The 21163-nt window shown below is 69.7% G+C and carries 21 protein-coding genes; 13 read left to right on the top strand and 8 right to left on the bottom strand.

Going from position 1 to position 21163, the window contains the following annotated elements; all coding sequences use genetic code 11:
* Positions 1 to 230: 230 nt before the first annotated feature.
* From AB0912_RS02710 to AB0912_RS02725, 4 genes are all read left to right on the top strand, one after another.
* Positions 231 to 1700, top strand: coding sequence for a DUF445 domain-containing protein (locus tag AB0912_RS02710; protein WP_366695984.1), 1470 nt, complete (start codon positions 231 to 233; stop codon positions 1698 to 1700).
* Between the two features lie 236 nt (positions 1701 to 1936).
* The gene (locus AB0912_RS02715; protein ID WP_366695986.1) at positions 1937 to 3478 is read left to right on the top strand and encodes an MFS transporter; all 1542 of its coding nucleotides are present in this window, start codon (positions 1937 to 1939) and stop codon (positions 3476 to 3478) included.
* Positions 3479 to 3604: 126 nt separating this feature from the next.
* Complete coding sequence (locus AB0912_RS02720; RefSeq protein WP_366695988.1) at positions 3605 to 4090, top strand: hypothetical protein; 486 nt, start codon at positions 3605 to 3607, stop codon at positions 4088 to 4090.
* 194 nt (positions 4091 to 4284) lie between these two features.
* Positions 4285 to 4644 carry a VOC family protein gene (locus AB0912_RS02725; protein ID WP_366695990.1) on the top strand — a complete coding sequence of 120 codons (360 nt, stop codon included), beginning with the start codon at positions 4285 to 4287 and terminating at the stop codon, positions 4642 to 4644.
* Between the two features lie 120 nt (positions 4645 to 4764).
* Here the strand turns inward: AB0912_RS02725 and AB0912_RS02730 are convergent, their stop codons facing one another.
* Together AB0912_RS02730 and AB0912_RS02735 are read right to left on the bottom strand one after the other, a co-directional pair.
* Complete coding sequence (locus tag AB0912_RS02730; RefSeq protein ID WP_366695992.1) at positions 4765 to 5040, bottom strand: hypothetical protein; 276 nt, start codon at positions 5038 to 5040, stop codon at positions 4765 to 4767.
* A 42-nt stretch (positions 5041 to 5082) separates the two neighbouring features.
* Positions 5083 to 5571: a DUF2269 family protein gene (locus AB0912_RS02735; protein ID WP_366695994.1), complete on the bottom strand. Its 489-nt coding sequence runs from the start codon at positions 5569 to 5571 to the stop codon at positions 5083 to 5085.
* 296 nt (positions 5572 to 5867) lie between these two features.
* On the opposite strand from AB0912_RS02735, the gene AB0912_RS02740 reads away from it, so the two are divergent.
* Complete coding sequence (locus AB0912_RS02740; RefSeq protein ID WP_366695996.1) at positions 5868 to 6830, top strand: helix-turn-helix domain-containing protein; 963 nt, start codon at positions 5868 to 5870, stop codon at positions 6828 to 6830.
* A gap of 99 nt (positions 6831 to 6929) precedes the next feature.
* Here AB0912_RS02740 and AB0912_RS02745 read toward each other — a convergent pair whose 3' ends face one another.
* Both AB0912_RS02745 and AB0912_RS02750 read right to left on the bottom strand, forming a co-directional pair.
* Positions 6930 to 7232: a hypothetical protein gene (locus AB0912_RS02745; protein ID WP_366695998.1), complete on the bottom strand. Its 303-nt coding sequence runs from the start codon at positions 7230 to 7232 to the stop codon at positions 6930 to 6932.
* Between the two features lie 221 nt (positions 7233 to 7453).
* Positions 7454 to 8386 carry a helix-turn-helix transcriptional regulator gene (locus AB0912_RS02750; RefSeq protein WP_366696000.1) on the bottom strand — a complete coding sequence of 311 codons (933 nt, stop codon included), beginning with the start codon at positions 8384 to 8386 and terminating at the stop codon, positions 7454 to 7456.
* A gap of 276 nt (positions 8387 to 8662) precedes the next feature.
* On the opposite strand from AB0912_RS02750, the gene AB0912_RS02755 reads away from it, so the two are divergent.
* The 4 genes from AB0912_RS02755 to AB0912_RS02770 are packed head-to-tail and all read left to right on the top strand — an operon-like array spanning position 8663 to position 13216.
* On the top strand, positions 8663 to 9448 hold the full coding sequence (locus tag AB0912_RS02755) for a hypothetical protein (RefSeq protein ID WP_366696002.1): 786 nt from the start codon (positions 8663 to 8665) through the stop codon (positions 9446 to 9448).
* Entirely contained in the window at positions 9445 to 10887 is a 1443-nt protein-coding gene (locus tag AB0912_RS02760) for a hypothetical protein (protein WP_366696004.1), read from the top strand. The genes AB0912_RS02755 and AB0912_RS02760 overlap by 4 nt, the downstream gene beginning before the upstream one ends.
* Positions 10884 to 12704: a DEAD/DEAH box helicase gene (locus AB0912_RS02765; RefSeq protein WP_366696006.1), complete on the top strand. Its 1821-nt coding sequence runs from the start codon at positions 10884 to 10886 to the stop codon at positions 12702 to 12704. Before AB0912_RS02760 ends, AB0912_RS02765 begins: the two co-directional genes overlap by 4 nt.
* Positions 12705 to 12745: 41 nt before the next feature.
* Positions 12746 to 13216 (top strand): very short patch repair endonuclease, encoded by a 471-nt coding sequence (locus AB0912_RS02770; RefSeq protein WP_366696008.1) that lies wholly within the window; start codon positions 12746 to 12748, stop codon positions 13214 to 13216.
* On the opposite strand, the gene dcm is transcribed toward AB0912_RS02770, so the two are convergent.
* A complete protein-coding gene (dcm, locus tag AB0912_RS02775; protein WP_366696010.1) occupies positions 13148 to 14497 on the bottom strand; it encodes a DNA (cytosine-5-)-methyltransferase in 1350 nt (449 codons plus the stop codon). The genes AB0912_RS02770 and dcm overlap by 69 nt on opposite strands.
* Before the next feature lie 210 nt (positions 14498 to 14707).
* The gene (locus tag AB0912_RS02780; RefSeq protein ID WP_366696011.1) at positions 14708 to 15721 is read right to left on the bottom strand and encodes an SEC-C domain-containing protein; all 1014 of its coding nucleotides are present in this window, start codon (positions 15719 to 15721) and stop codon (positions 14708 to 14710) included.
* A gap of 182 nt (positions 15722 to 15903) precedes the next feature.
* Here AB0912_RS02780 and AB0912_RS02785 point away from each other — a divergent pair, with 182 nt between their 5' ends.
* From AB0912_RS02785 to AB0912_RS02800, 4 genes are all read left to right on the top strand, one after another.
* On the top strand, positions 15904 to 16785 hold the full coding sequence (locus AB0912_RS02785; RefSeq protein ID WP_366696013.1) for a class E sortase: 882 nt from the start codon (positions 15904 to 15906) through the stop codon (positions 16783 to 16785).
* 205 nt (positions 16786 to 16990) lie between these two features.
* The gene (locus tag AB0912_RS02790; RefSeq protein ID WP_366696277.1) at positions 16991 to 17296 is read left to right on the top strand and encodes a DUF6412 domain-containing protein; all 306 of its coding nucleotides are present in this window, start codon (positions 16991 to 16993) and stop codon (positions 17294 to 17296) included.
* Positions 17297 to 17407: 111 nt separating this feature from the next.
* Positions 17408 to 18289: a YidC/Oxa1 family membrane protein insertase gene (locus tag AB0912_RS02795; RefSeq protein WP_366696278.1), complete on the top strand. Its 882-nt coding sequence runs from the start codon at positions 17408 to 17410 to the stop codon at positions 18287 to 18289.
* 174 nt (positions 18290 to 18463) lie between these two features.
* Positions 18464 to 19321, top strand: coding sequence for a fumarylacetoacetate hydrolase family protein (locus AB0912_RS02800; protein WP_366696015.1), 858 nt, complete (start codon positions 18464 to 18466; stop codon positions 19319 to 19321).
* A gap of 255 nt (positions 19322 to 19576) precedes the next feature.
* Here AB0912_RS02800 and AB0912_RS02805 read toward each other — a convergent pair whose 3' ends face one another.
* Together AB0912_RS02805 and AB0912_RS02810 are read right to left on the bottom strand one after the other, a co-directional pair.
* Entirely contained in the window at positions 19577 to 20062 is a 486-nt protein-coding gene (locus AB0912_RS02805; protein WP_366696017.1) for a heme-degrading domain-containing protein, read from the bottom strand.
* Positions 20059 to 21144 carry a Gfo/Idh/MocA family oxidoreductase gene (locus AB0912_RS02810; RefSeq protein ID WP_366696019.1) on the bottom strand — a complete coding sequence of 362 codons (1086 nt, stop codon included), beginning with the start codon at positions 21142 to 21144 and terminating at the stop codon, positions 20059 to 20061. The genes AB0912_RS02805 and AB0912_RS02810 overlap by 4 nt, the downstream gene beginning before the upstream one ends.
* Positions 21145 to 21163: the final 19 nt, after the last annotated feature.

Below are 21163 nucleotides of genomic sequence, written 5' to 3' on the forward strand. Positions count from 1 at the left end.
GCGGTGCGTCTCTCCTCGAAACGATGGGAGCGAAATGCTCCGATGTGATCACCCCATGATGCGGCATGGGCCGGGAGAGTACCGACGCACCCCCCTTTGGGCCCCTCCGGTCGAATCCCCATCCGAACAGACGCCGGGAACCCGTGTGCCGTTCCCGTAGTCGGTCAAGAAGAGAGGGGAAAGGGACAATGGTGACCTGGCGGGTCGGGTTCTGTGGACGGGTGAAGTGAATGGAACGCACGAAATCGGGTGAACCGGACGGGGTGGGGCACGCGCACCCCGGGGAGACCGGGAGCACCACCCGCCCCGGCGGAACCGGGAGCACCTCCAACCCCGGGGGGACCGGGAGCACCTCCAACCCCGGCGGGACCGGGAGCACCTCCGGTCCCGGCGGGACAGGGAGCGCCTCCCGCGCCGCCGCGCCGCCGGGACGCGCCATGAACACCTTCAGCGCCGCCGACCTCGAGAAGCGGCGCGGGGTGCGCCGGATGAAGGCGACCGCCACCGGCCTGCTGCTCTTCGTCGCCCTGGTCTACGTCCTGGCGAAGTGGGCCTCGCACGAGGGCGCGGGCGCCTGGGCCGGCTATGTGGCGGCCGCCGCGGAGGCGGGCATGGTCGGCGCGATGGCCGACTGGTTCGCCGTCACCGCCCTCTTCCGGCACCCGCTCGGCCTGCCCATCCCGCACACCGCGATCATCCCCACCAAGAAGGACCAGCTCGGCGTCTCGCTCGGCGAGTTCGTCGGCGAGAACTTCCTCTCCGAGGAGGTCGTCCGGCAGCGGCTGCGGGCCGTCGGCATCGGCGGCAGGCTGGGCACCTGGCTCGCCGACCCCGACCACGCGGACCGGGTGACCGCCGAGCTGGCCACCGCCCTGCGGGGCGCCCTGACCGTGCTGCGCGACTCCGACGTGCAGGCCGTGGTCGGCGAGGCGATCACCCGGCGCGCCAACGCCCAGGAGATCGGGCCCGGCATCGGCAAGATGCTGGAGCGGGTCGTCGCGGACGGCGGGCACCGGCGGGTCGTCGACCTGGTGGTCAGCCGCGCCCACGACTGGCTGGTCTTCCACGACGAGCAGGTCATGGGCGCCGTGCAGGGCGGCGCGCCTGGCTGGACGCCCCGCTTCGTCGACAAGAAGGTCGGCGAGCGCGTCTACCGGGAGCTGCTGCGCTTCGTCACCGAGATGCGGGACTCCCCGTCCCACCCGGCCCGCGGCGCCCTCGACCGGTTCCTCACCGACTTCGCCTCCGACCTCCAGTCCGACACCGACACCCGGGCCCGCGTGGAGCGCCTCAAGGGCGAGGTGCTGGGCCGCGGCGAGGTCCAGGACCTGATCGCCTCCGCCTGGACGGCCGTACGGTCGATGATCGTCTCCGCGGCGGAGGACGAGCGCAGCGAGCTGCGGCTGCGCGTGCGGGCCTCGCTGCTCTCCCTCGGCGCCCGTATGGCCACCGAGCCCAAGCTCCAGGCCAAGGTCGACGGCTGGATCGAGGGCGCGGCGGTGTACGTGGTGACGACGTACCGGGGAGAGATCACCTCGCTCATCACCGACACGGTGGCCGGCTGGGACGCCGAGCACACGACCAAGAAGATCGAGGCAAACATCGGCCGTGACCTGCAGTTCATCCGGATCAACGGCACGGTGGTCGGCTCCCTGGTCGGCCTGTTGATCTACGCGGTGTCGCGGGCGCTGGGGGCGTGAGCGGGCGGAGAACACCGGGGGCGCGGCCGAGATCACCGGGGGCCTGAACGGAGGTCACCGGGGGGTTGAGCGGAAGTCACCGGGGGTGTGAGCGGCGGTCACCCGGGGCCGTGCGGGGAGATCACCAGGGGGCGTAAGCGGAGATCACCGGGGGGCGTGCGCGGAGATCATCGGGGGCGTAAGCGGGCGCGGATCGGGGAACACGTGCGGCGTTCACTCGAAGGAGAGGGACCCCCATGACCGCACCCGCATCCCCGGCCCCCACCCCAGCGTCGACCGGCACGATCACGACGAGCGTGCCCGCCCGGCTGGACCGGCTGCCGTGGTCCCGCTGGCACTGGATGATCGTGATCGGCCTCGGCACCGTCTGGATTCTGGACGGCCTGGAGGTCACCACCGTCGGCAACATCGCGGGCCGCCTCTCCGAGGACGGCAGCGGGCTGTCCATCACCTCGGCGCAGGTCACCGGTATCGCGGCGGCGCTCTATGTGGCGGGCGCCTGCGCGGGAGCCCTGTTCTTCGGCTGGCTGACCGACCGCTACGGCCGCAAGAAGCTGTTCATGGTCACCCTGATGGTCTATCTCGCCTCGACCGCGCTGACCGCCCTGTCCTTCGACGCCTGGTGGTTCTTCACCTTCCGGTTCCTCACCGGCTTCGGCATCGGCGGGGAGTACGCGGCCATCAACTCGGCGATCGACGAGCTGATCCCCGCCAAGTACCGCGGCCGGGTCGACCTCATCATCAACGGCAGCTACTGGCTCGGCGCGATCGGCGGCGCCCTGCTGTCGATCCTCATGCTGAACACCGACATCTTCCCCAAGGACCTCGGCTGGCGGCTCACCTTCGCCCTCGGAGTCGTCCTCGGCCTGGTGATCCTGCTGGTCAGGCGGCATGTCCCGGAGAGCCCGCGGTGGCAGTTCATCCACGGACACGGCGAGGAGGCCGACGAACTCGTCGAGTCCGTCGAACAGGAAGTCGAAAAGGAGACGGGCAAGCCGCTGCCGCCGCCCGCCGGCGAGATCACCGTCGAGCAGCGCAAGAGCATCGGCTTCGGCGTCATCGCCAAGACCGTCTTCGGCCGCTACCCCAAGCGCGCGGTGCTCGGCCTCGCCCTCTTCATCGGCCAGGCCTTCCTCTACAACGCCATCACCTTCGGCTTCGGCGCCATCCTCACCAAGTTCTTCGACGTCCCCACGGGCGGCACCGGCTACTACTTCGCCGTCATCGCGGCCGGCAACTTCATGGGCCCGCTGCTGCTCGGCAAGCTCTTCGACACCGTCGGCCGCCGGGTGATGATCTCCTCGACCTATCTGCTCTCCGGCATCCTCCTGTTCGTCACCGCGTGGCTCTTCGACCAGGGCTCGCTGACCGCCGTGACGATGACCGCCTGCTGGTGCGTGGTGCTGTTCTTCGCCTCCGCCGGCGCCTCCAGCGCCTATCTGACCGTCTCCGAGATCTTCCCCATGGAGACCCGGGCCATGGCCATCGCCTTCTTCTACGCCATCGGCACCGCGGCCGGCGGTATCAGCGGCCCGCTCGTCTTCGCCGACCTCACCGAGTCGGGCGTCGTCGGCGACACGGTCCTCGCCTTCCAGATCGGCGCCGGCCTGATGTGCGCGGCGGGCCTGGTCGCCGTGTTCCTCGCGGTCAACGCCGAGCGCCGCTCGCTGGAGGACATCGCCGCGCCCCTGTCGACGGCGAACTCGGGGCCCGGCGGCTCGGGCGGGTCCGGCGGCTCCGGGGAGGCGTCGTCCGACTCGTCGGCGCCGGTGAAGTGAGGTGCGTACGGGGCGGGGCGCCGCCCGGACGGGGCGCGGGGCCGGTCTGAGTATCCGGTGCTGAGTACCGGGTTCTGAGTACGCGTACTCTGTCGGGCCCCCGCCGCACAGGGAACGCTCGTACGCATGACCGAGAAGCTGCTCCGCCCCCTGCGAACGCGCCCATGGCCGGAACGCTGGCTGACCCGCGTGCTCGGCGCCGCCCTCTCCTGCGCGGCGTACCTCCTCTGCCTGCCCTGGGACCCGCGCAACCGCCCCGAGACCCCGGGCTCCCCGGTGGAGACCACCCCGGTGACCGGCACGGGCGTCCTCGCCCTCGCCGCCTGCCTGCTGCTCCTGGCCGCGTACGTCGGCCTCCGCGACGCGCTCGCCTGGCCCCTGCTGATCGTCGCCGCCCCACCGGCCGCCCTGCTCCACGTGTCCCTGCGCACGCATCCCGCGCCGCCGGACGGCTTCGCCGAGGCCTGGCCGCTGACCTGGGCGTTCTTCACCCTGCTGGGCGCGTCCGGGGTGCTGGTGGTGGCCGCGGTGGCCCGGCGGTTCAGGACGGACGGCACGGAACCGGCCGACAGCGAGGACTGGTTCGTACTCGCGCACGCGCACCGTTCGTAGGGACGCGGGGCGGGAGAGCCGCCCGCTGTCTGTGACGCCGGCGGGCAGAAGGGGCGCGCACTGTTTGGGACGCCGGTGGGCAGGAGGGCCGCGCGCTGTCTGTGACGCCGGTGGGCGGGACACCGGCACACTGGGCCACCCGGGGCACCTCGCCCCACCCCGAGACCTTTCCGAGTCGCCAGGAGGCACCGCTGATGAGCATCCGCAGGATCGTCCCCGACATTCAGGTCGGCTCCGACAAGGAGATGGAGACGAACCGTGACTTCTACGGCTTGCTCGGCTTCGAGGAGGTCATGAACCAGGGCTGGGTCATGACGCTGGCCTCCCCGGCCAACCCCACCGCCCAGATCAGCTTCCTCACCGAGGAACGCACCGCGCCCGTCGTCCCCGACCTGAGCGTCGAGGTGGAGGACGTCGACGCGGTGTACGCGCGGGTCCTCGCGTCGGGCGCGGAGGTGGTGCGGGAGCTGCGGGGCGAGGAGTGGGGCGTACGAAGGTTCTTCGTCCGGGACCCGAACGGGCGGGTGGTGAACGTGCTGGGGCACCGGGCCTGAGGGCGCTCCCCGGGTCCACCCGGTCCGCCTGGTCCACCCGGTCCGGGGGCCCCGGGGTTCACCGGGTCTGTCCCGGTCCCGGGGTCCGTCCGGGCCCCGGGTCCGTCCCGGTCCCGGGGTTCACTGGGCGTAGAAGTACCGCGTTGCCTTCTCCAGGAAGTACGAGGCGTAGACGCGTCCGAGGGCGGGCTTGCCGCGGTACATCCCCACGTACTGGCGGGAGCTGTCGACCACGACGGGCCGGGTCATACAGGCGAACTTGATCCGCTGCTGTACCTCGGCCCACTGCACGGCGGCCGGATCGACGCGGTCGCTGACCAGCACGGGGAAGGCGCCGACACCGTTCTGGAAGCCGACGGGCAGACCGCCCTTGGTGTCCTTGGCGTACTGCGTCACCTGGTCGGTGAAGGCGGGCGGCTGTGGGGTACGGCAGTCCGGTCAGGCTCCGGTCGTGGAGCCGGGCCGGATGATCATCAGGACGGTGACGGTGGCCCAGAGCAGGTTGAAGATCCCGGTGAACATGGCGAGTTGAACGGTGGCGGCGCGATCGAGGGCCCCTGCTCCGTCCCGCGTGCCCGCGAGCCCGTCCACGAGCCCGTCCACGAGGGCCTCCTGCCGGGGCAGCACGAGCAGGGCGAGGACGCCGGCCGCGAGGGCGGTCAGCACGATGGAGACGATCAGCCAGGTGTCGCCGAGCACCCCCATGTTGCTCGCGGTGGCGAACCCGAACACGGGAACGACGACGCCGACGACGGCGTAGACCCGGCAGACGCGGTGCAGCAGCCGCGCGGTGGAGAGGGCGCCGGCATCCCCCGGCGCCGCGAGGGCCCGGCGCGCGGCCGGCGGAAACATGCTCGCGGCGACCGTCACGGGCCCGATGGCGACGATCGCGGCGATGACGTGGACGGCGAGGAGGAACTTGGTCACGGGGTGACGTTAGGGGCGGGGGCCGATCTTGCAGAAGTGGCGCTTTTGCCAGAGGGCAACGGATTCTAGCCAGGGGTATCGATGCTGGTGGCGCTGGTGGTCGGGGCTGCAGATGGGGGGAATCCGCAGGCGGAGGCGGAGGCGGAGGCGGGAGCGGGAGCGAGGGCGGCGGCCGGGTGTGACGCTGGGGCGAGGCGGGTGGTCTCCCCGGGGTGGTGAAGGTCAGGGATGGACGTGAGGGATGGATGCAAGGGGGGGGACGTGACGAGAACCGGTCGTACCCGTACTCTCCAGACATGCACACCGTGGCCGTACTGGCGCTCGACCAGGTCATCCCGTTCGATCTCTCCGTCCCGATCGACACGTTCGGCTGGGCGAGGCTGCCGGACGGCAGGCCCGCGTACCGGACCCGGGTCTGCTCGGTTATGGCGGACGCGGAGGTGAACGCGGGGGCGTTCACGCTGCGCGCGCCGTACGGGCTGGAGGCGCTGGCGGAGGCGGACACGATCGTGCTGCCGGGTCGGTCCGACCCGTCGCTGCCGCTGCCGCCAGGGGTCGCGGAGGCGCTGCGCGCGGCGGCGGCGAACGGCACGCGGATCGCGTCGGTCTGCGTGGGAGCGTTCGTCTTGGCGGCGACGGGACTGCTGGACGGGCTGCGGGCGACGACGCACTGGCGGGCGGCGGCGGAACTGGCGGCCCGCCACCCGGCGGTGACCGTCGACCCGAACGTCCTCTACGTCGACAACGGCCAGTTCCTCACGTCGGCGGGGGCCGCGGCGGCGCTGGACATGTGCCTGCACATGATCCGCCGGGACCACGGCTCGGCGGTCGCGGCGGACGCGGCCCGGCTGTCGGTCATGCCTCTCGAACGGGAGGGCGGGCAGGCCCAGTTCATCGTGCACGCCCAGCCACCGGCGCCGGCGGGCACGAGGATGGAGCCGCTGCTCGCGTGGCTGGAGGAGAACGCGGAGCGCGAACTGACGCTGGAGGACATCGCCGTCAAGGCCGGCATGAGCACCCGCACCCTGAACCGCCGATTCCGCGAACAGACGGGTACGACGCCCTTGCAGTGGCTGCACCTGGCCCGCGTCCGCCGCGCCCAGTACCTCCTGGAAACGACCACTCACCCCGTGGAACGCATCGCCACCCAGGCGGGTTTCGGCTCGCCGACGGCGTTCCGGGAACGCTTCAAGAGGGTGGTCGGCACGAGCCCGCAGGCGTACAGGCGGGCGTTTCGGGGGGAGGGGGCGGCGGCGTAACGGGGCCGGGGTGAGTCCCCCCGGGGGGTGCCGGCTGGCCCCGCCGGTCAGCCCCGTCGGTGAGCAGTGCCCCGCTGGCCCCGCTGGTCGCCCCGCCGGTCAGCCCCGCCGGTCGGCGACGGCCCAGGAGGTGAGGGCCACGGCGCCGGCGACACCGAAGACGGCGGGCCAGGCGCCCACCTTCTTGGCGAGCGGGTGAGACCCGGCGAAGGCGGCGACGTACGCGGCGCTCAGCACCCCGGCGGCCGTCCCGCCGGCCCGCTGCTTCCACTGCTGAGCGGCAAGGACCCCGGCACCGGCGAGAACAACCCCGCCGAGCTGCCGCTTCCTGGTCCACCGGGCAACCCCGTACCCCCCGACAAGCCCCCCAGCAGCCACCACTCCACCAGGAACCTTCACCATCACTGCCTCCCACTACCGCCTACACCGCCCCAGCGCCGACCGCCGAACGGGTACCGAACGAATCGAGGCTAACGGGGCCGAATCGACGGAACGCACGGCACCCCGGCACGAGCACGCGCGGGTGCTCGGCGCGAACCCGTGTCCAGCATCACCTCGACGCCGGACCCCGGGGTGATTTGTGCAGCAGACCGGACCTGGAGGACGTGCTTGGCCAGCCTCACTCAAGAGGTGCCAGTCCGCGTCGTGAGAGCTGCTTGCAAGAGGGCGGCAGCGTCGTCGGGGTTTCCATTCTGGTGGAGATGAGCCGCTGCCCGCATCACGTCGGGATCGGAGTTGTCCCGCCCGTAGATGTGAATCAAGGTGGAAGCCAGGTCATCCAGTTGAGTCTCCCGCAAGACGTGGACAAGGGTCGCCGTCTCAGCCGGGCTGATCACCTCGGCAGACTGCCGAAGCAGTGACAGAGCCCCGTCTTGCCGGCCGCTGCTCTGCAGATCCCCGGCCTGCCGGGCGACGTGCAGAGCAGCCCGCATCTCAGGAATTCTCTGTTGCCGGTCCCCCTTCGAACGGGGGACCGGCAACAGAGCTGCGTCTTGTCGGGCACTCTGACGTGATCGCTGGCCGGCTCGAATGGCCCTCCGCGCCGTTCGTTTGAGTGCTCGCCCTTCACGGGCCTCCAATGCCCGCACCTGGTGCTTCAAGGCCGTGGCCCGCTTATGGAGGGCTGAGGCCTCCTGCTGCGCTGCGTCACGTTCAGCCCGTGTGCTGCCAAGCTCCACGGCACCGGCGGTGACCTGCCGCCGCAGTTCCACACAGGCGCGGCACTGCTCAGCGTCGGCTGCGGCATGCAGCTTCTCCAAGTGGCTGAGCGTGACGTCGGCTCCCTCGATGCCATCCACCGCGGTGTGGATCGTCCTAAGAACGGCCTGGCCCGGCAGGTACTTGCCGCTGAGGTACCGCGACAGTGACGTTTCGCTTACGTGCAGCCGGGCGGCTGCCTGCTTCTGAGTTGGAGCGCTGCCGTCAGGTTCCAGCGCCAGGAGACGGCAGAGCCGTTGCAGCTCCGTTGCCAGCGCGCGCTTTCCTGGCGAAATGTCACTGGCGAAGGGCTTCTCGGCCCAGCAGTAAGGCGCGTAGCTTCCTTTTGCTCGTGGCATACCAGATGCCTGGCCTTTCGGGAGTATGCGGGTGAAACGGTTGAAATCGATGCTGGATAGCGGGCGGGGGCGTTTCGTGTGTGTCAAGTGTGCATGGCCGTCGTGGAGTTGAAAGCTTGCTACTTGGTGCGCAAGTGTTCCATGGAGGACTGGTTTTCGGTTCGCGGTGGGACACTGGGGTTAGCCGCTCGTGGAGGAGCTCGTGGAGGAGTGGGGGGTAAGGCTGGGGGGTAAGGCGGGGCGGTGCGGCGCGAGTTACGGGCGCTCGTAAACCTCGTGAACATCGCCTTCGTTAACCTCGTGAACATCGCCTTCGTTGGGAAACGCGCGATTGACAGCAGGAGTGAGCAAATGGCAATGCCGTCCTGGCGGGACACCACTATCGGAAGCATGGCTCGGGCTGCACTCTGGCTGGTGCAGGAAGTAGGAGTGGGAAACATCTTCACGAAGGCGGAACTGCGGGAAGCATTCCCGGACGTTGCGCAGATCGACCGGCGTATTCGCGACCTGCGAGACCATGACTGGAAGATTTCGCCGAGTCGTGAGGATCCCACCCTTCGTCAGCAGGAGCAGCGCTTCGTTGCTCAGGGGGCGGAGGTATGGATTCCTGGGAAGTCGAAGGCGCCGAAGCATAAGGCGAGCCTTACGGCTGCCCAGCGCGCGAAGGTGCTGTATGAGGATGGGTACCTCTGCCGCACGTGCGGCATCGCAGCCGGTGAGGTGTATGAAGAAGGGATCGCACAGGCTGTGCTCAATGTGGCTCGCCGCCCGGTGGTTCAGCCTGACGGCGGTGTCGCCCACCAGCTGGTCACCGAGTGCAAGCGGTGTGGCGTGGGGAGCGTGGGCCGACAGGCGGACCTTCAGCAGGTCCTTGGGCAGGTGAGCGCCTTGTCTCCCATGGAGCGGCGGGTACTTCGCGCCTGGATTGCCGCTGACCGGCGTTCCTTGAGTCCTCTGGACAAGCTCTGGGGGCAGTACCGGACGCTTCCGGAGGTTTCCCGCAAGGCCGTGGCGGATGTTCTCGACGGCGTAGACGACTCGGACAGGACGGAACAGGAATGATGCGAGAACTTCCCCCGCCGCCCCAGGCGGACGAGCTGAGTGAACTGATCAAGAAGAAGGTTGCGGAGGCGCAGACCGCCGGCGGCACCCGCGAGACGGTGACCGTCGACTGGAATGAGCAGAAGGCACACGTCGATGTGATCGACCTTCCGCTCAGCAAGCTCTACTTCAACCCCAGTACGCACCGCATTCGTGCCCAGCGCAGCCACGACGCTGCGCGGGACGCGGAGCTGGACCAGAACCCGTGGAGTGCGGAGAGCCAGGACTATCTCCGTTTTCTCCTGCAGGCGTCGCCCACCGACACCCACCTGCGCGATGTGGACTTTGACGCTCTCAAGGAGAGCCTTGAGGAGTTCGGCCAGAACGATCCCGGGCTCGTTACCCATGACGGAATCCTGGTCAACGGCAACACGCGTGCCGCCGCGCTGCGTGAGCTTCGAGTGCAGTCGATGCGTGTGGGGGTGCTGCCGGAGTCGTTCACGTGGGCGGACATCAATGCCGTCGAGCTGTCCTTGCAGCTCCGTAAGGACCACCGTCGCGACTACTCGTACATCAACAGGATCATCGCCATGGAGGAGCAGGCGGCCCTGGGACGTACGCCGGAACAGATCGCCAAGGAGTTCCGGATCCAGGTCCGGACCTACCACCAGGAGCGCTGGATCCTGAGCACGATCCGTGAGCTGATCAAGCGCAGCCAGAGCGCCGGCGGCGACGGCCTTCGGCTGGTCGACTGGGAGGGCGCTCAGGAGCGTCTCAAGGAACTCCAGCGCCTGTACGTGAAGCTGGAAACTCTCGACCGTGACCAGGCGGAGATCCTCAAGGAGCTGCGGCTGGCCGCGATCCTGCTCAACTTCTCCAAGACTGATGTGCGTTACATCAACGAGGACTTCCTCAAGGAAGGGCTGGAACAGGGGCTGGTGGCCGCTGCCCTCGGGACTGTGGAACGGCCGGAGGCCAAGCCGGCGGGTGTCATGATCCCGGGGCTCGGGGTGGAGGTCCCGGCCGCGTCCTCCGCTGTGGCTGACATGAAGGCCCTCAACGACAGCCTGCTGCGTGCCAGCGCCGTCGTACGCGGCAAGAACGCCGGCGTGGACCTGGGGAACGAGGCAAAGGAGCAGGCTCAGAGCATTCTGGACAATGCGAAGAGGTCCTTCGACGAGGCCATTGAGGCGGCTGGCCGCAGCGCGCGCCTCCGGAAGCGCAAGCAGTTGGCGCCAGCCAGGCTCGCGGAGGCCTGTGCCAGCATCGACCAGTGTGTGAGCGATCTGGTGCAGGCCCGCACTTCGCGCAGTCTTGATGAAGAGGCCTTCGATGACGCGGTAGTCAAGCTTCGGGGCAGTCTGCTGAAGCTTGCCCAGCAGGCGGGCCGCGGACTTGACGACCCGGGAGATGGCGTCGCGTGGCTGGTGGAGGCTGTCGCCAAGGAGGGCCAGCAGTGACCACCGAATCGGATGAAACGTCCCTGCACCTGGGCTTCGACCAGAGCCACACGCTCGTCGTCCTGCGGACCACTCAGTACTACCAGGCGGACCTAGTCCAGCTCGCCGCCCGGTTTCGGACGGGCGGACAGCTTGATCTCCTCAGTGCCTCAGTCGCTCTTGACGATTTCCTGGCCAACCTGGAAGTCCTCGGCGACTGGCCGGATCCCGGCGGGGTGGAATGGTCCGACGCTCTGAGGAAACTGGTGACTGGTGTACTCCAGGACGCCAGGACCGTAGAAGCCCGGCTCGCGGGCACGGGTACGGCCGGCGAGGTGCAGGCCGACGAGGTCATGGGGCTGCTCGGCGACAACTGGAAAGGCGAGTTGAGCCCATTCCAGCAGCGGGACATCGCGAAACTCTTGTCCCTCCAGCACGGCGCCAACTTCAGCGTGCCCGGTGCGGGCAAGACGCGCGTCGCGCTTGCCGTCTACGCGGCTCAGAAGGCAGCGGGCCACGTCCGGCGGCTCCTTGTCGTCTGCCCGAAGTCGGCCTACGACTCGTGGCGCTTCGAGACATCGGAGTGCCTGACACACGCACTGCGCATCAATGTCCTGGACGGGTCCCGGGATCAGTGGGCCGAGGTCATAGTCGTCAACTACGAACGGCTGGACCGTTCCTTGGCGATGCTGACCGCGTGGCTGGCCGCCGAACCTTCAATGATCATCCTGGACGAGGCGCACCGGATGAAGCTCGGAGCCCGCGGCACATATGGCGCCGCGTGTATGGCCTTGGGGCCGCACGCCGACCGGCGGCTCATCCTCACGGGCACGCCGGCTCCCAACGGATCCAAGGACTTGGAGAACCTTCTGGGCTTCGTGTGGCCGGGGCACGGGCAGCAGACCGTTGTACGTGCCGTCGCAGGGGGTGACCTCAAGCGGGCGAGTACTGTCCTGCGGCCCTTGTTCACGAGGACGACGAAGCAGGAACTCGGTCTTCCGCCTGTCGATCTGGGCATCCGCTACGTGGACATGCCGCCGTTGCACGACGAGATCTACACCTCTCTCGTCGGCGGGATGGGCAGTGGGGCGGCACGGGAGGACCTTGGCGCGCTCGGCAAGACCGCCCTGCGGCTCCTCATGGCAGCGACGAGTCCGGCCCTCCTGCTGGAGGGAGCCACCAAATACGAACCGCTGGCATACCAGTTGCCTCCGCTGGAGGTTCCCGTGGGCGATTCGCTCTACTCGAAGCTGCAGAATCTCCCCGACTACGAGCTGTCGCCGAAGTACAAGGAAGCCGTTGCGATCATCGCCGAGAACGCGGCGGCGGGGCGCAAGACCCTGGTATGGACAACATTCGTCCGGAGTCTCACGACGCTGGAACAGATGCTGGGAAAATTCAGCCCGGCCGTGGTCTACGGAGGAACCCCCGACAGGGAAGAGCAGATCCGCCGTTTCCGCGAGGACCCGGCCTGCATGGTCCTGATCTCGAACCCGGCGACCCTCGGCGAGGGCATCAGCCTGCACCAGCACTGCCACGACGCTGTCTACGTGGACCGGGACTTCATGGCTGGCCGGTTCCTCCAGAGCCTGGACCGTATCCACCGCCTGGGACTGGCTCCGGACACCGAGACGCGGGTGACGGTTCTCGCCGTACGCAACTCCATCGATGAGGTGGTGGCCGCTCGGCTGGAGCAGAAGCTGGCCTTCATGGGACAGATCCTGGACGATCCCACCGTCCAGCAGCTCGCCGACCTGGAAGAGGAACCGTCGGTGGCTGCTGGTCTGGCGCCCAGTGACATCGAGGCGTTGCTGAGTCACCTGGGAGGCAGCCGGTAGGGCTGAGGCCGGAGGAGTCGGAGAGCACTACGATCGTTGCCGTGTCCTCCGACTCCTCCGAAGCCGAATGGGCGGCACCCGAAGGTTCGTGGGCTTCGTCTGCCGCCCGTCGCCGCAACATGCAGGCGATCCGAAGCCGCGACACGAAACCGGAGTGGCTGGTCCGGCGCTTGGTGCATGCCCAGGGGCTCCGTTACCGGGTTTCGGCGCGTCCCCTGCCAGACCTTCGCCGGACGGCCGACATGGTGTTCCGTCCGGCGAAAGTAGCGGTATTCATCGATGGCTGCTACTGGCATGGATGCCCTGAACACTATGTGCCGCCGAGAACCAACTCGGGTTACTGGTCCGAGAAGGTGGTGCGCAATGTGAAGCGGGACCGGGATACCGATCAAAAGCTCGCGGAAGCGGGCTGGGTCGTACTCCGCTTCTGGGAGCACGAGTCCTCAGCGGCTTGTGCCGACAAGATTGCCGCGATTGTCCTTGCGCGCCGAGGGGGCCCCGCCCACAGCTGAGACAGAGAGTTCCAACTGCTGTGGAACGTCCTCAACGACGGCCGTATCCGCGCTGTCGACGTGGTATTCACTCAGAAGCTCATCCCGGTGTTCCGGCCGCAGAACCGCAGCGATTGCCCGTCCGACGGCTTCCGCGACCGGAGGGGGAAAGGCATTGCCTACCTGCCTGTACTTGGCTGTCTTCCTCCCCTGAAACTGCCAGTCTCGTGGGAAGCCCTGAATCATCGCGGCTTGCTCGACAGTGAGCATCGGACCGTTGTCTCTGAACAGATCACGTTCCGGGTCGCAGGCCTCCGGGTCGTTGGCCACCCCCATGGCGTCAACCCCCATCGCCTGCCAGGCCCTCTTCGCGCGGGTGGGTCCAAGGTCGGCACCCCCGTGCTTCCTTGATCCGCCCACGAGCGTGGGGGCCACACCGCGGCCTGCCGCCGCCGATTTCTCGGCCGCTTCAAGCCACTCCTCGAAGACTTTTTCACCCGTGCGATCGTTCGGCCTCGGCGGCTTTCCGTACTTATTCTTGTTCCAGTACGGAGTGCACCGTTCCCGCATGGTCTCTTTGAGGGTTTCAGCGACAGTGGCTTCGTCAGCCTTGAGCGCCAGAGGCCATCGGAATTCTTCCGCATGGACATCTGGCAAGTCGTCACGGATCGCGACAAGGATGGCTCTGGGGCGCAATTGGGGAACGCCGAAGTCCTTGGCGTCGAGTCGGCGCCACACCTTTCGCATTTGAATATCTTGCGCTGTAGGCGAGAGTGACTCGTTGATTTCGGGTACCCTGTAGCCGGCCTGGCGCAGCTCGTCGAGAATCTCGATGCGATACTTGATGAAAACTTCCGGGGGCTCGAGAATCCCCCGGACATTCTCGATCATCACCGCCTTGGGGCGGAGCTTCCTGATGATGCTCAGTGCCGCAGGGAATAGGTCTCGCTCGTCATCGGCCCCAAGGCGCTTTCCAGCCAAAGAAAACGGGGGGCACGGGACGCCACCGGCAAACAAGTCAAGATCGCCCTCGTTGAGGCCAAGCGCCTTACGTGTGTCTGATTTGAGGAAGTTCTTGACGTCCATAGGGTCGAGGGCCTGGGCTTTTTCAGGCGTCCACCCAGGCCAGTGGCCGACGTTGGCCCGCAGGGTACTGACCGCGTGCTGGTCCCACTCAACAAGGGCCAAATGGTCAAATCCGGCGTTGTGCAGCCCCACGGCCTGCCCGCCGGCCCCCGCACAGATCTCGATCGAGGTCAATGGCGTGGCGAACTGCGGTCGCTTCTGGCCGCTGGGGGGCATGCCGCTCCTTCTGGAATGAGCCATCGTGCTGAGGAGCGTCCGTGCCGGTGACGGTCACTCCCAAACCAAGAGTCTCGCATTTTTCACGCCATCCAGATGCACCGGTGCATGACCGCGCCGCACCAGACTGACGAGGCCACCGCCCGATGGTGCGCTGGTTCTGCCACGCGAGGCCTCTCGTAGCGGGTGGCGGGTCTCCTCGGCCGCGTCCTAATACGCCCCGTGGCACTCCCCATAAGCATTCCCCGACCCGCACCAGCAGGCCCCCGTTCGCTGGGGCGGCCACGCGGTTGCCAGGCCGCGGGCGGCCAGGGTGGTCGCGTACTGGGGGAGGAGGGTCGTGTCCGAGGGGGATGAGGCCTCTGAGGCGGCGAAGGCCTCGTAGGACGGGACCGTGGCCGTGACGATGCCCAGGTTCGGGGTGCCGGACGTGGACAGTTCGCGCAGGGAGGACTCTATGGTCGCCAGGTGCTCCTGGTGGGAGGGGTACTCCTCGGCGAGGTCCGGGTACGCGGTGACCAGTTCCGCCAGTTCGGGGGCCGACCAGTGCAGGACCGCCACCGGGAACGGGCGGGACAGCGCCTCCCGGTACGCGCCCAGTTCCGCCTGGAGGCGGCTGATCTCGGCCTGGAGTTCCGCCGGGTTGTCCGAGCCGAGCGACCAGATCCGCTTCGGGTCGTGCAGTTCGTCCAGCGAGACCGCGGACGAGTGCAGGGTGTCGGCCAGCGCGTCCCACTCGTCGTGCGCCGCGCCCAGCATGCGCCGCACCCGGTGCCGGCCGAAGAGCAGCGGACGCGTGGCGTACGGCGGCTCCGCCACGTCCGTCAGCAGCAGGGTCGCTCCCTCGGTGAAGGTGTCCTGCGCCGCCTCCAGTTCGTCGTGGTGCTCCAGGGCCTCGGCCACGATGACCCAGGGAGCCGGGTCCCGGGGGGCGCCCGCGCGGACGCCGTCGATGATCGCGCGGGCCTCGGCCTCGTGGCCGTACTCCCACAGGTTCGACGCCTTCAGGGCGCGCACCAGGTGGGGGTTCTCCAGCGGGTCCGCCGAGGACAGCAGGCGGTCGTAGAGCGCGGTCGCGGCCGGCCGGTCTCCGGCCAGTTCGAGGTGGGCCGCCGCCTGCACGAGCAGGTGTTCGGCGTCCTCCGGGTAGAGGCCGGCGGTCCGCTCCAGGCGTGCCGCTTCGGCGGTGTGGTCGACGTTCTCGGCAGGCGTGTCGGGGCGCATGGATGACACCGTACTGCCGTTGGCCGACAAAGAAGAGAGAGGTGCTGGCCACGGCGGCGGGAGTCACCGGGGGCATATGCGAACCGGAACGGGGGCGCCCGTGCCAACCGGCGCTTTCCGTACGGCTCTGGTGACTTCGCGGGGTGCCGCCTATCGTGCGGGCCGGCGAAGGGGGCGGGCCGATGCGGGCTCCGGGGGTGGTGCACCACGGCACGCGACGGCGGCGGGCGGCTTGCCGGCGGGCCGTCTGGATCGGCGCCGAGGTACTCGTCACCGTCGGAGTGGTGCTGCTCCTCCTCGTCGTCCACCAACTCTGGTGGACCAACCGGCAGGCCCGCCACGACGCGGAACGCAAGGTGCAGGCCCTGGAGCGGGAGTGGGGGAAGGGGAACGGGGACGGGGACTGGGAGGCGGGGTCCTCGTCCGGAACTCCGGGAGGTCGGGACTCCGGATCTCCGGAAGGCCGGGGCCTCGGGACTCCCGGAGATCGCGACTCCGGAACTCCGGGACCTCGTGACTCCGGTTCCGGTGCGGAGGCCGTCGGCGGTGGGAGTCCGAACGGGGCGGGAGGCTCGGCCGGCGGTGGTGGCAGCGTGGCCGCCGCTCCCCGTTGGTCCCAGGCCTACGCCGTCCTCCGCATCCCCCGCCTCTCCCTCCGGGTTCCCATCGCCGAAGGCGTCGGCAAGACGGACGTCCTCAACAAGGGGTACGTCGGTCACTACCGGGGCACCCAGCAGCCGGGGCAGGCCGGGAACTTCGCGCTCGCCGGGCACCGGAACACCCACGGCGAGCCCTTCCGGTACCTGCCGAGGCTCAGACGCGGCGACACGATCACCGTCGAGACGCGGAGCGCCGTCTACACGTACGCCGTCGACCGGACCCTGCCGCAGACCTCCCCGCGTGACGGCGGGGTCATCCGGGCGGTGCCCCGCAGCAGCGTGCGGCCCTCCTACGGGTACAGCGAGCCCGGGTACTACATCACCCTCACCACCTGCACCCCCGAGTACACCTCCACCTACCGCATGGCGGTCTGGGGCAAGCTCACGGCGATGCGCCCTCGCTGAGCCTCGCCTCCCGAACCGCCCGGCGCCGGGCATCCTGTATAACCGACGGGAGGACAGCCAGGCGGTGACACAGCAGGTGGTGACACACCAGGCAGTGACATACCAGGCAGTGACATACCAGGCAGTGCACGCCAGGCAGAGTTTCCTCGGACTCGGACAGAGACAACAGACGCAGGTGCCGCGACCAAGTGGAGGGCAGCCCGTGATGCGTAGCTGGGCCAATGCCCGCCCCGCCGCCGTGCTGGCGCTCCTGCTGCTCCAGATCGCCCTGCTCGACACCGGCAGCCTCTCCGCCACCGTCGCGCTCGCCGCGACCGCCGCGGCCGGGTCCGCCTTCGTCGCCTGCTCGCTCCTCGCCTCGCGCTGCGCGCCCGCCGTGCCGCCCACCCGGGTCCGTACCGCCATCCGCGACCGTGCCCGCCGTACGGCCTTCCTCGCCCAGCGCGACCCGGACGCCAAGGGGCGCCCTCGGCCCAGGGCGCCCGGACACGCCCTCCCGACGGCCGCGTAGGGCACCCCGCTCCGCCTTCTGCACCCCCGGTGACCCCGCGTGGTCCGTCATGCCGCATTCCGTACTCCCGGCACGACGAGACCCCCGGAGGGCTCACCCATGTCCACGTTCCTGTCCGCGTTCGCGCATCTGGTCGAGAACTTCGCCGACCTGCTCCAGCCCGTCTTCCACGCCTCGGCCGCGGCCGTCGCGATCGTCCTGTTCACCGCGCTCGTACGACTCCTCGTGCACCCCCTCTCGCGGGCCTCGGCGCGCGGACAGCGGGCGCGTGCCGCGCTCCAGCCGCGGATCGCCGAGCTGCGCGAGAAGCACGGCAAGGACCGCGAGAAGTTCCAGAAGGCGCTGATGGAACTGCACGCCGAGGAGAAGGTGTCGCCGCTCTCCGGCTGCCTGCCCAGCCTCTGCCAGATGCCGGCCTTCTTCCTGCTCTACCACCTGTTCTCCAGCTCGACGATCGGCGGCGGCGCCAACTCCCTGCTCTCGCACACCCTCTTCGACGCTCCCCTCGGGGGACGCTGGGCGGGCGCCCTCCGCGACGGCGGGCTCTTCGGGCCGGCCGGGCTCGTCTACCTGGGCCTGTTCGCCGTCGTCGCGGCCGTGGCCACCTTCAACTTCCGGCGGACCAGGCGGATGGTCTCGGCGGCGGCTCCGGTCACCCCGGCGGGCTCTGCCGGCGGGGGCGCCGACGGCACCGGCGGCACGGGCAGGACCCGCGGCACTGGCGGCACCGGCGGCACCGACGGCACGGGCAGGACCCGCGGCACCGGCGGCGCTGGCGGCACCGGCGGCACCGGTGGTGAGTCCGTGCCCGGGCTCGCCTCGGTCAACAAGCTCATGCCGTTCATGTCCTTCTTCACGCTCTTCACCGTGGCCGTGGTGCCGCTGGCCGCCGCGCTCTACGTCGTGACCAGTACGACGTGGGCCGCCGTGGAGCGGGCGGTGCTCTACCGCGACATGCCGGGGGCCTCGCCCGCCGCGCCCGCCCTCGTCTGAGGCCGGGCGGGGGACCACGCCGGGCGCCGTTTTCCAGCCGGGCGGCCCAGCCGGGCGGCCGGGTCCAGTCCGTGAACGGGGTCTTGCGGAGTGGACCGCGAACTTGGAGGATCAGCCAGTCATCCGATGGCTGCACCCGTCGGCCGACGCCCGCGATCGAGGGAGACGGTGATCATGAAGCTGCTGCGAGTCGGTACGGCGGGGTCGGAGCGGCCCGCGCTGCTCGACGCCCGGGGGACGCTGCGGGATCTGTCGGGTCTCGTTCCCGACATCGACGGGGGACTGCTCGCCGACGAGGCCGCGCTCGGCCGGATCCGGTCCGCCGCCGCCTCCGGTGAGCTGCCCGAGCTGGACGCGGCCGGGCTGCGCGTCGGGCCGCCGGTCGCCCGGATCGGCAAGGTCGTGTGCATCGGGCTGAACTACCACGACCACGCCCGCGAGACCGGGGCCGAGGCGCCCGCCGAGCCGGTCGTCTTCCTCAAGGCCGCGGACACCGTCGTCGGACCGGACGACACGGTGCTCGTGCCGCGCGGGTCGGTGAAGACCGACTGGGAGGTCGAGCTGGCGGTCGTCATCGGACGTACCGCCCGCTATCTGGAGTCCCACGAGGACGCGCTCGCGCATGTCGCCGGGTACGCGGTGGCGCACGACGTGTCCGAACGGGAGTTCCAGATCGAGCGGGGCGGCACCTGGGACAAGGGCAAGAACTGCGAGACGTTCAACCCGCTCGGGCCGTGGCTCGTGACCGCCGACGAGGTGCCGGACCCGCAGGCGCTGTCGCTGAAGCTGTGGGTCAACGGGGAGTTGCAGCAGGACGGTACGACCGCCGAGCAGATCTTTCCCGTCGCCGAGGTGGTGCGGTACGTCAGCCACTTCATGACGCTGTACCCGGGGGATGTCATCAGTACCGGGACGCCGGCCGGGGTCGCCATGGGGCGGCCCGACCCCAAGCCGTATCTGCGGGCCGGGGATGTCGTGGAGCTGGAGATCTCCGGGTTGGGCAGGCAGCGGCAGGTTCTCACGGGGGCGTGAGCGCTCCGCTGCCTTTGGGGTGGGGCCGCTGGGGGGCGGAGTCCCTTTTGGCCGCGGGTGCGCTGTGGCTTGTCGCGCAGTTCCCCGCGCCCCTGAAACGGTCGCCCGGCTTCTTTGTCCGCGGCGTGCGCTGTGGTTGCTCGCGCGGTTCCTCGCGCCCCTGGAGTGGGCCGGGCGCGTTCGTCGTCTGGCGGCCTGCGCTCTGGTTGCCCGCGCCGTTCCCCGCGCCCCTCAGGGCGCGGGGGCAACCGGCGGTTACTGGCCCAGGAACCTTTCCAGGGCCTCTACCACCAAGGCGTGGTCCTCGGTTTGGGGGAGGCCGGAGACGACCACCGTGCCGATGACTCCCGTGTCCCGCACGGTGAGCGGGAACGCCCCGCCGTGGGCCGCGTAGGTGTCGGGGTCCAGGCGGGAGGAGTCCTCGAAGGTGGTCCCCTTCGCGCGGAAGCGGGAGCCGACCAGGAGCGAGGAGCAGCCGTAGCGCTCCACCACGCGGCGCTTGCGGTCGATCCACGCGTCGTTGTCCGGCGTCGAACCGGGCAGCGCCGCGTGGAACACCTGCTGGCCCCCGCGCCGGATGTCGACGGCCACCGGCGCGTTCCGTTCGCGAGCCAGCCCGACGAGGATCGTGCCGAGGGTCCAGGCGTCGTCGTGGGTGAAGCGGGGGAGCGTCAGCCGGCGTTCCTGCGCCTCCAGTTCGGCGATCAGCTCGGCGGTGCCGGGGGCGGCGGGCGCGTTCACAGGGACACCACCACTCCCTCGTGCGCGGAGCGGCGGGCCGCCTCCAGGACGTCGAGCGCCGCCGCGGCCGCGTGCGCGGTCACCGGGTTCGGGGCGCCGTCGCGCAGGGCGGCGGCGACGGCCGCGTAGTACGCCGGGTACGCGCCCGGAACGGTCGGCTGGGGGCGCCCGCCGCCGGTCAGCGGGGACTCGCCGGAGCCCACGCGCCCCCACAGGGACCGCGGTTCCTCGCCCCACGCGTCCGCGCCGCCGGGACGCTTGCCCTCGCGCAGGTCGGCCTCCTGCGGGTCGAGCCCGTACTTGACGTAGCCCGCCCGCGAGCCGAGGACGCGGAAGCGCGGGCCGAGCTGGGCGGTCGTCGCGGAGACGTAGAGGTGGGATCGGACGCCGCTCGTGTGGGTGATCGCGATGAACGTGTCGTCGTCGGTCGCGGCCCCGGTCCGGCGGATGTCCGACTCGGCGTACACCGAGGCGGCGGGGCCGAAGAGGACGAGTGCCTGGTCGACCACGTGGCTGCCGAGGTCGTAGAGGAGACCTCCGATCTCTGCCGGGTCGCCGGACTCGCGCCAGCCGCCCTTGAGCTGCGGACGCCAGCGTTCGAAACGGGACTCGAAGCGCCAGACCTCGCCCAGTTCGCCTTCGGCGACGAGCCCTTGGAGGGTCAGGAAGTCGTTGTCCCAGCGGCGGTTCTGGAAGACGGAGAGCAGCAGGCCGCGCTCGTCGGCGAGGGCGGCCAGCTCGCGGGCCTGCGCCGCCGTACCGGCGATGGGCTTGTCCACGACGACCGGGAGGCCGGCCTTGAGGGCGGCGGTCGCGACCGGGACGTGCGTCTTGTTCGGGGACGCGATGACGATCAGGTCGAGTTCGTCGGCGCGGGCCCACAGGTCGTCGGGTGTGGCGGCGAACCGGAGTCCGTCGCCGAACTCGGCGCGGGCCTGTTCCTGCCGCTCCGGGTTGGAGGTGACGACCGTGTCGAGGGTCAGGCCCTCGGTCGCGGTGATCAGCGGGGCGTGGAAGACGGAGCCCGCGAGGCCGTAGCCCACGAGACCCACACGCAGGGGCGTACCAGTCATGCCTGTCATGGCTCCCACTTTCGCAACG

The organism is Streptomyces sp. NPDC007084 (assembly GCF_040703595.1).
GTDB lineage: Bacteria > Actinomycetota > Actinomycetes > Streptomycetales > Streptomycetaceae > Streptomyces.

What these genes read in the sequence shown, in the direction of transcription:
- AB0912_RS02710 (WP_366695984.1), top strand. Translation starts at nt 231, where the DNA reads ATGGAACGCACGAAATCGGGTGAACCGGACGGGGTGGGGCACGCGCAC.
- AB0912_RS02715 (WP_366695986.1), top strand. Translation starts at nt 1,937, where the DNA reads ATGACCGCACCCGCATCCCCGGCCCCCACCCCAGCGTCGACCGGCACG.
- AB0912_RS02720 (WP_366695988.1), top strand. Translation starts at nt 3,605, where the DNA reads ATGACCGAGAAGCTGCTCCGCCCCCTGCGAACGCGCCCATGGCCGGAA.
- AB0912_RS02725 (WP_366695990.1), top strand. Translation starts at nt 4,285, where the DNA reads ATGAGCATCCGCAGGATCGTCCCCGACATTCAGGTCGGCTCCGACAAG.
- AB0912_RS02740 (WP_366695996.1), top strand. Translation starts at nt 5,868, where the DNA reads ATGCACACCGTGGCCGTACTGGCGCTCGACCAGGTCATCCCGTTCGAT.
- AB0912_RS02745 (WP_366695998.1), bottom strand. Translation starts at nt 7,232, where the DNA reads ATGGTGAAGGTTCCTGGTGGAGTGGTGGCTGCTGGGGGGCTTGTCGGG.
- AB0912_RS02750 (WP_366696000.1), bottom strand. Translation starts at nt 8,386, where the DNA reads ATGCCACGAGCAAAAGGAAGCTACGCGCCTTACTGCTGGGCCGAGAAG.
- AB0912_RS02760 (WP_366696004.1), top strand. Translation starts at nt 9,445, where the DNA reads ATGATGCGAGAACTTCCCCCGCCGCCCCAGGCGGACGAGCTGAGTGAA.
- dcm (WP_366696010.1), bottom strand. Translation starts at nt 14,497, where the DNA reads ATGCCCCCCAGCGGCCAGAAGCGACCGCAGTTCGCCACGCCATTGACC.
- AB0912_RS02780 (WP_366696011.1), bottom strand. Translation starts at nt 15,721, where the DNA reads ATGCGCCCCGACACGCCTGCCGAGAACGTCGACCACACCGCCGAAGCG.
- AB0912_RS02785 (WP_366696013.1), top strand. Translation starts at nt 15,904, where the DNA reads ATGCGGGCTCCGGGGGTGGTGCACCACGGCACGCGACGGCGGCGGGCG.
- AB0912_RS02790 (WP_366696277.1), top strand. Translation starts at nt 16,991, where the DNA reads ATGCGTAGCTGGGCCAATGCCCGCCCCGCCGCCGTGCTGGCGCTCCTG.
- AB0912_RS02800 (WP_366696015.1), top strand. Translation starts at nt 18,464, where the DNA reads ATGAAGCTGCTGCGAGTCGGTACGGCGGGGTCGGAGCGGCCCGCGCTG.
- AB0912_RS02810 (WP_366696019.1), bottom strand. Translation starts at nt 21,144, where the DNA reads ATGACAGGCATGACTGGTACGCCCCTGCGTGTGGGTCTCGTGGGCTAC.